The following is a 14,137-nucleotide window of genomic DNA, read 5'->3' as shown; positions in this document are numbered from 1 at the left end:
TTTCGATATTTCTGGGTCGGAGTACTAAGTACTCAGGGGTGAATCGACCGTTCCCCACAAGCTGTCGTCGAGCACCCGCTGCAGGACCCTGATCAGCTCCTCGTTGGAGGTATCTGCTTTTACCAGCACCGCTTCTACGCGCTGGCTTTCCATCATGTTCAGCTTGCTGGCAGAGAACACGACGACCGGCGGTGCGGGGTCCAGCGCTTCGATGGTGCTTAGCAGTTCCCAGCCCGAACCGTCTTTGAGCGTCAGGTCGAGCAGTACCAGATCGTAATGATGGCTGGCCAGCTGGTCCCGCGCTTCCTGCAGGGTACAGGCGAATTCAAAGGTTGCGAAGTTCTGGGCAATGGCAGCGGCAATGCGCTGGATGTCCAGGTCGTCCTCGACGTGCAGAATGCGCGGCTTGCCTTCCGCCATGTTGTCAATGGCGCGGTGCAAACTGAGGATCAGCAGGTTTTCGTCGATAGGTTTCTCGAGCCAGGTCGAAACCGCCAGCGGTTGGCTGTTGAATTCGAGTTCACCTTCTCTGGCATTGGCCGAAACCACCACAATGGCCAGGTCCCGCGTGCGGCTGTCGCGGCGCAGCGCACGGATCAGGCTGACGCCGTCCTGGTCGGGCAGGTTCAGGTCGACCGTCATGGCGGCGTAGGGCCGGCGCGCCACCTGTTCCAGCGCCTGCGCAGCACTGTGCACCATGTCCGAATCAAAGCCGCCTTTTTCAAGCATCAGGTTGAGCAGGCGCGCGATGTCGGGGTCATCTTCGCAAATCAGGATACGGGGCCGCGGCGCGGCGCTGTCCCGGTCTTCAACCGGCAGCGGGCTCGCTTCGGGCAGTTCAAAGTGGAAAACGGTCCCCACACCGGCCTTGGTGGTAAACCCCATGCTGCCGCCCATCTGCTCCACGATGGCGCGCGAGATATTCAGGCCCAGGCCCGTGCCACCCTTTTGCCGGGTGTCCGATGTGTCGGCTTGCGAGAATTTCTGGAAGATGCGTTTGCGAAATTCTTCAAGGATGCCGGGGCCGCTGTCGGCCACTTCAACCCGGACCCGCCCGCCGCTGCGCAGCAGCCTGATATGTACGCAGGACGCCGGCGGTGAAAATTTCACGGCATTGGACAGCAGGTTGGTGACGACCTGGGTGAGCCGGTCGCTGTCGACGCTGACCCTCACCGCGTCTGCCGGGGCATCGAGGGCCAGCTTGACGTTGTGCTGGCCTGCAAAGCCTTCATTGGCCGCCAGGGCCTGCGCCAGCAGGGGCTGCAGTTCCACCTGCTGCAGCTCAAAGTGCATCTTGCCCGACTCGATTTTTTCGCTGTCAAGAATGTCGTTGATGAGCCTGATCAGGCGCTCGCAGTTGTTGCTGGCAATGCCAACCAGGCTCTTGGCCATGGCCGGCAGCTCTCCGGCAACACCACCGGCAATCAGGCCCAGCGAGCCGCGGATGGAGGTCAGCGGCGTGCGCAGCTCATGGCTGACGGTAGAGACAAATTCACTCTTCATGCGGTCGATGCGTCTGAGCTCGGTCACATCGGTGCCCAGCGAGAAAAGTCCAACCACCTTGCCTTCATCCTGGTCTTCGCCATAGCGCGGAAAGTACTGCATGATGTAGTCGCGCAGCTGGCCATCCGCAGTTTTCTGCACGCGGTCATACTGCACCGCGTAACCCGACAAGGCTTCTTCAATCTTGCCGCGCTCTTTTTCGTAAAGCGCATCACCCATCATCTCGCGCATGGTCTTGCCGTGGATCTGATCGCGCTTCAGGCCAAAGCCTTCTTCATAGGCCAGGTTGTGAAACTGAAAGCGCTGTTCAGCGTCGACGTAGGCAATCAAGGCCGGCACGGTGTCCGTGATCTGGCGCAACTGCGATTCGCTGGCGCGCAATGCCCTGGCCCGCTCCTTGACGGCGTTCTCCAGGCCGCCCATCTGCAGCGTCGCCTGCCGCGTCAGTTCCCATTTGGCGGTCAGCGTCCTGGCCAGCTGGCTGACCTCGATCATGTCGAACGGCTTCTTGATGATGAGCAGGCGGTCCTGCGCGTCCAGTCGCGCCAGCACTTCCTCCCAGGGGTAGTCGGAGTAGGCCGTGCAGATCACGATCTGCACCTGTGGGTCGATGCGCCAGAGCCGCGCTATCGTCTCCACGCCGTCCAGGCCCGGGGGCATGCGCATGTCCACGAAGGCCATGGCATAAGGACGGCCGGCCTGAACGGCGGCCTCGACCCTGGCCACCCCTTCGAGCCCCTGGTAGGCCGAGTCCAGTTCGAAGCCCTCACCGGACGGCGAAGCGGCCTGGCCAAACAGGGCCGCTTCGGCATCGTCCAGATCGCGCGCCCCCGGCTTGGCCGCGAGGATCTTGCGGAAGTCCTCGTGGATCGAGGGCATGTCGTCGACCAGCAAAATGTGCCGGTTCTGCTGCGGGGTCATGGCGCGCTCCTGTTTTCTTGTGGTTCGGTGTGGCTTTCACGGGTCGGGCCTTGCCGGGAGGCCGAAGGGAGCGTGAAGTAAAACGTGGCACCTTCGTCAGGTCTGGAATCGGCCCAGACCCGGCCGCCGTGCCGGCCGACAATCCGGCTCACGGTGACCAGTCCCGCGCCGGTTCCGGGAAACTCATGGACCGCGTGGAGCCGCTGGAAGGTGCCGAACAGCTTGCCGGCATAAGCCATGTCGAAACCGCAACCGTTGTCTCGCACGAAGAACACCGCCTCGCCGTCGGCGCCGTCCAGCCTGCCGACCTCGATCTCGGCATGGCTCCGCAGGGACGAGAACTTCCATGCGTTGTCCAGCAGGTGCTGCATCGCGGTTCGGATCAGGCGTCGGTCGCCGTGGACCCACAAGCCATCCTGAACGGTGATGGACGCCTCGCGCGGCGGACCAACGTTGCGGTATTCGCCCAGGAGCTGGCGCGAGATGGCGCTCAGATCGACTGGCTCCATGTGCAGCTCGACACGCGATGCCTGGGCCAGGGACAACAGGGCTTCGATCAGTTGCGACCCCACCACGGCACTGGCCTGAATTCTGGACAGGTAGTGCAGCACCGTCTCGCTGGCATGGCCGTCCAGTTCCCTGGCCAGCAGATTGCTGAACGCATTCATGATGCTCAGCGGCGTGCGCAGGTCATGCGATACGGCGTACGCAAACGCCTCAAGCTCCTTGTTGGATTGGCGCAGGGCCGCTTCGGTTGCCGTGAGCTCCCGCACGGCCTCTTCCAGGCTGTTCATCTGCAACGCCGCCTGGCGCGCCAGGTCCCATTTGGCGGTCAGCGTCCTGGCCAGCTGGCTGACCTCGATCATGTCGAACGGCTTTTTGACGATGAGCAGGCGATCCTGCACGTCCAGCCGCGCCAGCACTTCCTCCCAGGGGTAGTCGGAATAGGCCGTGCAGATCACGACCTGCACCCGCGGGTCGATGCGCCAGAGCCGCTCTACCGTCTCCACGCCGTCCCAGCCCGGGGGCATGCGCATGTCCACAAAGGCCATGGCATAAGGACGGCCGGCTTGAACGGAGGCTTCGACCCTGGCCACGCCTTCCTGCCCCTGGTAGGCCGAGTCCAGTTCGAAGCCGTCACCGGACGGCGCTGCGGCCTGGCCAAACAGGGCCGCTTCGGCATCGTCCAGATCGCGCGCCGCCGGCCTGGCCGCGAGGATCTTGCGGAAGTCCTCATGGATGGAGGGCATGTCATCGACCAGCAAAATGCGCCGGTTCTGCTGCGGGTTCATGGCTGGTCCTGCGCAGCGTTGATCGGAAGTTCGAGTGTGAAGGTCGCGCCCTGGCCGATCCCGTCGCTGTGGGTCGTGAGGGTGCCACCCATCTCCGCGGCCGCCAGTGCGCAGCTGTGCAACCCGAAGCCGTGGCCGTCCTTTTTGGTGGTGAAGCCGTGGGAAAAGATTCGCGCCAGGTTTTCGGGCGGTATGCCCACACCGTTGTCACTGACCGCGATTCGAATGTGATCATTGTCACGGGTCGTATGGATGCCCAATTTTTTCTCGTGGCGGCCTGAAACTTCACAGGATTGTTTGGCATTGCGAACCAGGTTGACCAGGATTTGCAGCACCTTGTGTTTTTCCACCCTGACAGGCGGCACGGCCTTGAAATCCCTGATGACTTCAATGTCGTGCTGCGCCGCCCCGCTCAGGTTCATCCGCAAGGCGTCTTCCACCAACTCGGGCACATTGACGGCTTCCGTCGCGCCGGGCGTTTTGGCCAGCCCCTGCTGCCTCGCCACAACCTCCTTGATGTGCTCGAGGTTCTTTTGCAGTTGCGCCAGTTCCCTGAGCGCGCCGGCTTGCTCTTCGGCCAGTTGCCCGGCCAGTTGCGCCAGGTAAACCGGCACCTGCCTGCCTTTGGGGTTGTTGGTGAAGAAGTCGCCAAAATCGTTCTCGTGCTCCCGCAGCAGCGCGACCACTTTGGACAAATTGCCTGCCTTCGATTTTCTGAGGCTGTCAGCCACGCAAAAAGACGCGACATTGGCGCTGTTGAGCACATTGCCGATGTCGTGCAGGATTCCGGTGGCGAATTCCGCCATGTCGGCCTTGAGGGATGCTGCCAGCAGTTGAGCGTGGGCCTGCTCCAGCTCAAGCGCCGCCTGCCTGCGTGCGGTGATGTCCTGAAGCGCCCCTTGCACCCGCGTGATCGTGCCGGCGGCATTGCGTTCGGCCTCGCCGATGGCGCGAACCCAGACATGCCGTCCTTTGGCGGTGATGAGTTCCGCTTCGAGATCGAAGGGCGTGCCCTCCCGGACGCAGGCCTCATAGGCTTTGCGGAGGGGCTCACGCGACTGCGGGGCGTAGGAACTCAGGGCCTGCTCAAATTCAGGCACGGTGCCGGGTGCCACGTCGTGGATGGCGCACATCTCATCCGACCAGGTGATGCGGACTTCCGGCAGGTCAACGGTCCAGCCGCCCAGCCGGGCGGTGCGGCCGGCGATATGTAGCAGGGCTTCGCTCTGGCGAAGGTTTTCCTCCGCGGCCCTGCGCTCTATCGTCGCCCAGCAACGTTCGACGACTTCCTGAACGATGGCGACTTCGCCCGGGGTCCAGTCGCGCGGTGTCGTCTGATGCACGGCCATCATGGCGCGAAGAATGCCATCCTTGACCAGCGGGCAGGTGATGATCGCCTGGATGCCGATGGCATTGAACATCTCTGCGCCATCGCCCGGCAAAAGCTCCGTCTCCACATTGCGAATGACCAGTGTCTGCCCGCTTTGGAGCTTGGCCACGGGCCGCGCACCAAAGAGCGAAAGCTGGTAATTGCCCACGGTGCTCATGCAGCCGTCGGTGTAGTCGTGCAGGATGGCGAACTGTTCGCCGTCCTTTTCCACGTCTGCGTAGGCGCAGCGGGAGGCGCCCAGGTGCTCGCCCAGCATGCGCGCCGTCACTGCCATGATCTGCTCCGGATCGGCCAGCGCGCGCGTCGCTTTGGCCAGATCGTTCAGAAAGCGAAAGTGTTCTTCGCTCTCGCGCAGGGCGCGCTCCGTCCGCATGCGCTCGGTGATGTCAAGGACGACGCCCTGGCTGCCAATGATGGCCTGGTCAGGCCCAAACACCGCCGATTTGACAACCTGCCAGTGCTGCGGCTGGCCGTCCGGGCCGGTGTAGGTTTCCTCCAGTGCGACCGGCTGCCCGCTTCGCATGATCTGCTCGTGGTGCATCGTCCCCTGGACGGCCAGCTCGGAGCGCCACATGCTTGTCGCGTTCTGTGATTCGCGCACGCAAATCTCCGGCGCGGTCCAGCCCAGAATCTGATCCGCCGGCATGTGTTTGAGCTCGCAAAACCGGGGGTTGACGAAAACGTAACGCCCGGCGGCGTCCTTGCGGAAAATCCCGACCGGCAGTTGCACGACCAGCGAGTGATAGAGCGCCTGCGACACCAGCAACGCTTCTTCGGCGTGGTCGCGCTCGGCGACCCGCTCCGCGAGATCGTCGTGGGACTGCTGCAAAGCGGCATTCCTTTGTTGAATTTGGGCGAGCATTTCGTTGAACCCGTCCGTGAGCTGGCCAAGCTCATCGCGGCTGCTTCGTTGCGCGCGGAGCGAATAGTCTTTCTCGGCCGAAATTCTGGCTACCGTCTGCGTCAGGTGATGAATGGACCGGGTGATGCGCCTGGCAAGCAGATGGCTCGCCAGCATGAGTCCCAGGAACACGCTGAGGGCCACCCCTAGCGCGTAACGCTGTTCATCGAGAAGGACGGCAGCATGGGAGGTCTTGTATTGCTCAAAGTCGTTGGCGGTCGATGCCACGAGCCCGTCGATCAAGTCGGTCGGCACGCGATCCATCCCGCGAACCAGGCGATCCGCCGACTGAAAATCCAGTCTTCCGCTTTGCTCGAAGACCCCCAGGGCGTTTCGATAGCGGCGGCCAAGTTCTTCATGCGCTTTCAAAAATTCGACCTCCCTGGCGCGGAGGGCGGGTTGGGTGAGCATGCCTGTCAAGGCTTTCCCGTTTTCCTGAACCAGGCGTTCCTGCTCCAAAAACAATCGACGGTTGCTCTCGAAATCCTCCGGGCGATGGCCTCTTAGCAGGATGTTTTTCCATTCTTGCAGCTGCTTTCTGAAATTCACCTGCTGGACTCTCGCCAACTCCGTCCGGCGCATGTACGAGGCAAGAACCTCACGGTCGCGATTGACATTCACCTGCATCCACGACAGAAGAACCAGCGTGGCGATCAGCGCAAACACAAGGCAAAACCCAGTCAGCGCGGCGACTTTGGCTCTGATGCCAAATCCGTTCATGGACGCGTCAAGCCGCGAGAATCGGCCTTTCTCTGCGAGCCCGGTTTTCCGGACCGCAGGGGCGGGGCCGATGGGGGACTCCGGCGGGCGCTGCTCTTTCATGACTCGGCCTGCACTGCGTCGATCGGCAGTACCAGCGTGAAGGTCGCGCCCTTGCCGGGGCCGTCGCTGAGGGCCGTGAGGGCGCCGCCCATCTGCCTGGCCGCCAGCGCGCAGCTGTGCAGCCCGAAGCCGTGGCCTGCCTTGCGGGTGGTGAATCCGTGCGCGAAGATCCGCGTCAGGTTCTCCTCCATGATGCCCTCGCCCTCATCCCTGACGGATACCCGCAAACTGGAGCCGGCGGCGACGTCCACACGCAGTGTGATCCGGTGCGATCCACCCGTCATGCCCGCCATGGCATTCTTGGCGTTGCTGATCAGGTTCACCAGGATCTGCAGCACGCGCGCCCGGTCGAGCCGTACCACCGGTACCTGCGCAAACTCCTTGACCACGGTCACCTGATGGCGCGCGAGTGCTCCGCCATTCATGCGCAGGGCATCCTCCACCAGATCGCATATCTGGACCGGCACGATGATGCTGGACACCCCTGCGTAGGATTGCTGGGTGGCCACCACGTCCTTGATGTGATCGATGCTTCGGGTGAGGTGCCCCAGTTCCTTAAGCATGTCTTGCTGCTCCTGCGTCAGGGCTCGCGCAATCCCGCTCAGGTAGTCGGGCAGCATCTTGCCCTTGTCGTCACGGGTCAGAAAATCGCCCAGGTCCGCCGCGTGCTCGTTCATTAATTGCACGGCCCGCGTCAAACCATGGGTCCTGGAGGTGCGCAGCGTGCTGCCGACCAGGTCGGCGGAGACGTTGACGCTGTTGAGGATGTTGCCCACGTTGTGCAGCACGTTGGTGGCCATCTCCGCCATGCCGGCCTGGCGCGCCGTGGCGACCAGTTCACTTTGCGTCTGGTGCAGTTCCTGAACCCGTTGCTCCAGATTTTCATTGGCGTCCTGGAGTTCCTCGTTGACGCGGTTGATCACGGCGTGACTGCGCACCAGGCGGATCGCCGCATACAGCAGCAGCGCCACCATCACCGCCGAGAAAATCAGCAGGTACCCACGATACTGCCCGCTCTGTATCGTGGCGCGTTGCTGTTCAGCGCTCAACGTGTTGTTGAGCTCATCGATACGGGTTGCCGTCGGCACGACAGTAATACTGCCGAGAAGTTGATTGACGACCTTTTGCTCGCGCAGGATGGTGCGGACATGCGCGCCGAAAATTTCCAGCCTCTCCCTGACATCCGATGGAAGAACATGCAAACCGGCTTCAAGCTGGCTCAACTCAGCCTGGATTTCAGAACCCTTGTCATCCGATGCGCTCTGGCTATACAGCAGGCTGGCGAGCAGCAGCTTGTTCACGCTGATCAAGGCGCGTCTGGCTGCCGACTGCGCGCTTTCACTGGTTTGCCCGACCGACTGTTCGACGTCCGTTGCCGCAGTCGGCAAGAAGGCCAGCGAGTTACGCAGAACCGCGTTGTTCGATTTGAACTGTTCGATCAGGACGGATTTTTCCTGGATGGCGCGGAACAGCGCCGCATGGCCCTCTGCCAACGCAGCGGCGTCGGCGTGTTTTTGGGTCCCCATGTCCGCCTTGAGTTTCTCCAGCAGCCGGTTCAATTCGATCAGGGAGTCGGCCAGGGGATCGTAGTGCGTGTTGATGCCGACCTTGGACTTCATAACGTCCAGTTCCCATTCGGCATCCAGTTGCTTGAGATGCCTTAGCAGGACGACATTCTCAAAGTAATCGGGTCCACCAAAGCTTTGCGTTTTGTCATAGAGGAAAACCAGAACAGACATCAGGATGGCGGTTGCAGCCGCCATCGGTAACCAGGTCAATCGATGGGACACTCTCACGGCTTTGTGCCCAGTTCACCGGTCAGCGTGCCCAGAAACCTGACGATCGATTCCTTGTCCTCGCTGGAGGCGACACGGCCGAGCTGGTACCTGAACATGATGTCAACGGCATCTTCCAGCGTCTTCGCCGAGGCATCGTGAAAGTAGGGCGCGGTCAGCGCGACGTTGCGCAGGCTGGGCACCTTGAAGACATATTTGTCGCTTTCCACCTTGGTGACGAGATAGCGGCCAAGATCGGCCTGCGTCGGATTGCCGCGCTTCTCGAAGTAGTTGCCCATGACGCCAAACTTCTGAAACATGTTGCCGCCCACATTCACGCCCTGGTGGCAGGCGACGCATCCATACTGCTTGAACTTTGCGTATCCGGCTTTCTCGGTGGCGGAAATGGCGTTGGCGTCACCACGCAGAAATTTGTCAAAGCGCGAATTTGGCGTGATCAGGGTTCGCTCGAAAGTCGCGATGGCGTTCTGGATATTCGCTTTGGTGACCCCGTCTTTGTAGGCAGCCGCAAATGCGCTCTTGTACCCGGCGTCCTGCGACACTTTCTGGACGACTTCTTCCCATTTTGAACCCATCTCCACCGGGCTCTGCATGACGTGATCAATTTGTGCTTCCAGCGAGTCGGCACGGCCGTTCCAGAACTGCTTGAAATTGAGCGCGGCATTGAGCACGGTCGGGGTGTTGATGTCGGTCAGCCCATCATTCAGTCCCATGGAACGCGCGCGACCATCGACACCGCCCTTGCCCAGATCGTGGCAGCTGGCGCAAGACACACGGCCATTGCCGGACAGGCGCGCATCGCGAAACAGCAGGCGCCCGATGTCGGCGCGAGCCGGATCCTGCTTCAGGGTCGGCGGAATCGGCTGGATCGGCTCATCGAGCAAGGCCGCAGTGGCGGGTTGGGATGCCCAGACGACCATGACGATCACGAGCTTCAACATGCTCGATGTCGTTGTTTGCATGGTTGTACGGACCGCAGACATGGTCGTCGTTCTTTTTTTCCAACCCTGTTGTCTTGCCAGTTTTGCTGGCGTCGTCTTCAAATACGGATCAGACACACTTCACGGCTTGTCAGCCGTGTACTTGATAAGCTGTTTTCTGCCTGGCTGTATTTGCGAGCAATTTGCGAACATTGTGCAAGAAAACGTTTCCTTGTGCCTGTCTTCCTTGGGTAAAAAAACCGATTTGGACAAAATCCTGGCCCAAACAACCCTGTTTCAGCACCGCATGCCGCCGATGTGGGGGTGGGGAAAGGCTGGTCGACGTGATCGCTTGCGGTCCGTGCCCACGCACCGAACTGAATCGAATTGAATGCATGCGCGCCCCCAAAGCGGGCACATTGCTAAGTCCTGCTTAACTCTAGCTGTAGCCTGAGTAAGCGACATTCGGAGGGCGCGGTCCTAGAATGAATTTGCCTGAAAAGCCCGCACCCGTGCGCCTTGCCAGCCTGCTGCATCAGCCCTGCTTTCACCTCCTGGAGTCCGAACAATGCGTCGCCAATCCCTGCTAGCCAGCATTTTCTTCGCCGCGCTTGCGGCCTTCGCCCTGCCCGGCCATGCCGCCTATCCGGACAAGCCCATCCGCCTGATCGTGCCGTCGGCGCCGGGGGGCGCGCCCGACGTGCTGATGCGGGCGCTGGCCCAGCAGCTGTCGGTCCAGATGGGCGTGCCGTTCGTGATCGACAACAAGCCGGGCGCCTCCTACGTGATCGGCACCATGGACCTGGTGCGCTCGCCGGCGGATGGCTACACGCTGGCCTATGGCAACGTGGTGTCCCTGGCTACCAACCGCTCGCTGCTGCCGAACATTCCCTACGACATTGACAAGGACCTGACCCTGATCTCCAATGCGGTACGCGTGGTCAACCTGATGGTGGTGAACAACAGCGTGCCGGCCAGCACCGTGCCGGAACTGATCGCCTACGCGAAGAAAAACCCCGGCAAGCTGGCCTTTGCCTCGGATGGCAACGGCACCACCGCCCACCTGGGCGTGGAGCTGTTCAAGTCGATGACCAACACCTACATGCTGCATGTGCCGTACAAGGCCGCGACGTCGGCCGTCACCGACCTGATCGGCGGCGGCGTGCAGCTGATGATGATCAACTCGCCGGTGGCCGGGCCGCATGCCCAGGCCGGCCGTGTGCGGGCATTGGGCATTTCGGGCAGCCAGCGCTCCACTACCTACCCGCAGATTCCGGCCATCGCGGAAACCGTGCCGGGTTTTGAAGTGGTGGCCTGGGGTGGCCTGATCGGGCCGGCCAACATGCCCAAGGACATCGTCACCCGCCTCAATACGGAGATCCGCACGGCGCTGGCCAACCCGGCCGTCAAGGAACGCTTCCGTACCCTGGGTTCGGAGACCGACCCCAGCACGCCCGAGGAGTTCCGCGAACTGTCGCGGCGTGAGACCGAGAAGTGGGCCCGCGTGATCAAGGCATCCGGCGCGAAAGTGGATTGATGCCTGCTGCCTGCCTTAAACCTAGAAACCGCAGTTGACCGCTCACAAACTTCAGGAAAGCCGCATGCACATTGACTTTTCCCTCTTCGATCGCGTTCACCTTCCGGGTGACAGCGCTATGCGCCCGATTGCACCGTGCTCGACGCGCCATGCTGCGTTGCTCCGCCTTGTGGGCAGGAGCCCACTGCGTTGTCACCCTTGCAGGGCGCGGCTCAGTCGCAGCCTGAGCCCGTTCGCGCTGTCCGCTGGCACGCAGGTGCCAGCGGAGCCGCAGCGCTCACCCTTGCCTGGCACGCCGATCACGGCGCACTCGGGCGCATCCAACTGCCGTTTCTAGGTTAAAAGAAACCGATGACGCCATGGAGGGCTGCACAGCCCGGCGATTCGCTGGACGCGGTGGACACGCCCGCGCTGGTCCTGGACCTGGACGCGTTCGAGCGTAACCTGCACCGCATGGCGGATGCCCTCAAGGGAAGCCAGGTGCGCCTGCGCCCGCACGCCAAGAGCCACAAGTGCCCGGAGATTGCGCTGCGCCAGATCGCGCTGGGTGCCGTCGGCGTCTGCTGCCAGAAAGTCAGCGAGGCGGCGGTGTTTGTCGCGGCCGGTGTGCGCGATGTGTTGATCACCAATGAGGTGGTCGGCCCGGTCAAGATCCGCCACCTGATGGAGCTGGCGCGCACCGCGCACCTGGGCGTGCTGGTCGACCATGCGTCGCAGGTGCCGGCGCTGGCTGCCGCCGCGCAGGCGCACAGCGTCACGCTCGATGTGTATGTGGAGGTGGATGTGGGCGCGCACCGCTGCGGCGTGGCGCCAGGGGCCGAGGCCGCGCAGCTGGCCCGCCTGGTGGTCGCCTCGCCGCCCCTGCGCTTTGCCGGCCTGCAGTGCTATCACGGCCCTGCGCAGCATCTGCGCACGCCGCGGGAACGTGCCCAGGCCATTGGCGATGCCGTCCGGCGGGTTCGCCAGACGCTGGCGGCGATTGAGGCCTGCGGCATTGCCGTGAAGTGTGTCACCGGCGCAGGCACCGGCACCTTTCTGCACGAACGGGACTCGGGCGTCTACAACGAACTGCAGGCGGGCTCCTATGTGTTCATGGACCGCGACTATGGTGACAACCAGCGCGGCGAAGGCGATGTCGCGTTTGAACATGCGCTGTTCATCAAGACCACCGTGATGAGCCGGCCCACCGCCGAGCGCGCCGTGGTCGACAGCGGCCTCAAGGCGTCCAGCATCGATTCCGGCCTGCCCGTCGTGTGGCAACGGCCCGAGCTGCGTTATGCCAAGGCTGCCGACGAGCACGGCGTCATCCTGACGCCGGATGCGGCTGCCCTGTCGCTGGGCGACGCGCTGATGCTGGTGCCCGGCCATTGCGATCCGACCGTCAACCTCTATGACGAACTGGTGTGTGTGCGCGGCCAGCGCGTCGAGGCGCTGTGGCCGGTCGCAGCGCGCGGTGCGCTGCTCTGACATGCGTCAGCCGGGGCGGGCCGGGCTCAGGCCCGGCCTGGCCGCTCGGCCACCATCTGGATCTCGACCAGGAAACCGTGGTGCAGCGCCGGCACCGGCACCACGGCCCGCGCCGGGCGGTGGCTGCCGAAGCGCTCGGCATACAACTGGTTGAACGCCGGCCAGTGCTCCACGCCCACCAGGTACACCGTGGCCTGCACCACATCATCGAACCCGCAGCCCGCCGCAGCCAGCACGGCGCTGCAGTGGTCCAGCGCCGACTGCACCTGGGCTTCGAAGGGCGCGGGCGGCTGGTTGTTGCCGGACGGCAGCATGCCCGAGACAAACACCAGGCCGCCGGCTTCCACCGCATGTGAATAGTGGCCGCCGGGCGCCGGCACCTCGCCGCAGGAAATGAGTTTCATCGCAGTGTCCTTCTTGCCCTTGCTCTTGTCCTTGCAGTCGCCTACCAGCCGTAAAAGCGTTGCCAGGTGCCGGCGAGCCGCTGCTCCCCGTCCAGCGCCTGATAACAGGGGAACTGTGCCGCCGTGGCGCAGGCATGGTTGGGCAGGATGCGGAGCTGGCTGCCAATCGGCAGGAAGGGTGACGGGCCCGCCGTGCTGCCCGGCCGGCGGGCGATGATGCCGTGTTCCTGGTTGGCATCGACCATGATCAGGTCTTCCAGCGGAGCGCCATCGACACCGCAGACCACGCCGTAGCCCTGGTCAAGGCTTTGCCGCGATGTGCCCCGGTCGCGCGACATGGCCATCCAGCCCGCGTCGGTCACCGTCCAGCCCTTGTCCTTCTGGTGGCCGATCACAGTGGTCAGCACCGACAGCGCAATCTCGTCGGTGCGGCAAACGCCGAGGCCGGCCATCACGAGGTCAAAAAAGACAAACACGCCGGCGCGCACCTCGGTCACGCCATCAAGGTTCTCGGCAAACAGCGCGGTCGGCGTGGAGCCCACGCTGACCACCGGGCAGGCATGGCCGGCCGCGCGCAGGCGCCTCGCCGCCTGCACGGCGCCGGCGCGCTCCTGCTCGGCCATGGCCACGATGGCCTCGGTGCTGCGGCAGATGTAGGAGTCGCCTGCGTGGGTCATCACGCCGCCCACCGCCAGTCCCTGTGACTGCAGCGCTTGGGCAATGGCCAGCAGCGCGGGCGAGTCGGGCTGAACCCCGGAGCGGTGTCCGTCGCAGTCGATCTCGATTAGCACATCCAGCCGGTCGTCTCCCTGAATCCTTTCCGGGTTGAGCTGCAGCGCCATCTCCACGCTGTCCACGATCACCGTCAGCCGGATGCCCTGCCGGCGCAGGCGCAGCGCATGCGCCAGCTTGTTGGGCGACAGGCACACCGCATACAGGATGTCGGTGATGCCGCGCTCGCTGAAATACTCGGCCTCGCGCAGGGTGGAGACCGTGATGCCGCGGGCGCCGGCGTCAAGCAGGCGCTGCGTCACGTCCATGCACTTGTTGGTCTTGACGTGCGGGCGGAAGTGAACGCCGTGGCGCGTCATGCGCCCGCGCATGCGTTCGATGTTGCGGTCCATGCGCGCTGTGTCCAGCAGCAGCGCGGGGGTTTCGAGAGGCTCAAAGGGGCTGGTGTTCAT

General features: G+C 63.2%; 9 protein-coding genes. 2 read left to right on the top strand and 7 right to left on the bottom strand.

Features of this window, described 5'->3' with window-relative positions; all coding sequences use genetic code 11:
* Positions 1-24: 24 nt before the first annotated feature.
* Genes BPRO_RS28130 through BPRO_RS24110 form a run of 5 tightly spaced genes read right to left on the bottom strand, consistent with a single transcriptional unit; the run spans position 25 to position 9,566 of the window.
* Positions 25-2,424, bottom strand: a complete 2,400-nt coding sequence (locus BPRO_RS28130; protein ID WP_011485687.1) for a response regulator — start codon at positions 2,422-2,424, stop codon at positions 25-27.
* The gene (locus tag BPRO_RS24125; protein ID WP_011485686.1) at positions 2,421-3,716 is read right to left on the bottom strand and encodes a sensor histidine kinase; all 1,296 of its coding nucleotides are present in this window, start codon (positions 3,714-3,716) and stop codon (positions 2,421-2,423) included. Before BPRO_RS24125 ends, BPRO_RS28130 begins: the two co-directional genes overlap by 4 nt.
* Positions 3,713-6,829: an ATP-binding protein gene (locus BPRO_RS28125; protein ID WP_049764171.1), complete on the bottom strand. Its 3,117-nt coding sequence runs from the start codon at positions 6,827-6,829 to the stop codon at positions 3,713-3,715. Before BPRO_RS28125 ends, BPRO_RS24125 begins: the two co-directional genes overlap by 4 nt.
* The gene (locus tag BPRO_RS24115) at positions 6,826-8,607 is read right to left on the bottom strand and encodes a DAHL domain-containing protein (RefSeq protein WP_232291465.1); all 1,782 of its coding nucleotides are present in this window, start codon (positions 8,605-8,607) and stop codon (positions 6,826-6,828) included. The genes BPRO_RS28125 and BPRO_RS24115 overlap by 4 nt, the downstream gene beginning before the upstream one ends.
* 14 nt (positions 8,608-8,621) lie before the next feature.
* The gene (locus BPRO_RS24110; protein WP_041389057.1) at positions 8,622-9,566 is read right to left on the bottom strand and encodes a cytochrome-c peroxidase; all 945 of its coding nucleotides are present in this window, start codon (positions 9,564-9,566) and stop codon (positions 8,622-8,624) included.
* A gap of 547 nt (positions 9,567-10,113) precedes the next feature.
* Between BPRO_RS24110 and BPRO_RS24105 the strand changes: the two genes are divergently transcribed.
* On the top strand, positions 10,114-11,082 hold the full coding sequence (locus BPRO_RS24105) for a Bug family tripartite tricarboxylate transporter substrate binding protein (protein WP_011485682.1): 969 nt from the start codon (positions 10,114-10,116) through the stop codon (positions 11,080-11,082).
* 351 nt (positions 11,083-11,433) lie between these two features.
* Entirely contained in the window at positions 11,434-12,549 is a 1,116-nt protein-coding gene (locus tag BPRO_RS24100; RefSeq protein WP_011485681.1) for a DSD1 family PLP-dependent enzyme, read from the top strand.
* Positions 12,550-12,575: 26 nt separating this feature from the next.
* On the opposite strand, the gene BPRO_RS24095 is transcribed toward BPRO_RS24100, so the two are convergent.
* Positions 12,576-12,953 (bottom strand): RidA family protein, encoded by a 378-nt coding sequence (locus BPRO_RS24095; RefSeq protein ID WP_011485680.1) that lies wholly within the window; start codon positions 12,951-12,953, stop codon positions 12,576-12,578.
* Between the two features lie 41 nt (positions 12,954-12,994).
* Complete coding sequence (locus BPRO_RS24090; protein WP_011485679.1) at positions 12,995-14,137, bottom strand: DSD1 family PLP-dependent enzyme; 1,143 nt, start codon at positions 14,135-14,137, stop codon at positions 12,995-12,997.

It is taken from the genome of Polaromonas sp. JS666, assembly GCF_000013865.1.
GTDB lineage: Bacteria > Pseudomonadota > Gammaproteobacteria > Burkholderiales > Burkholderiaceae_C > Polaromonas.
This window is presented reverse-complemented; position numbering and strand designations above follow the sequence as displayed.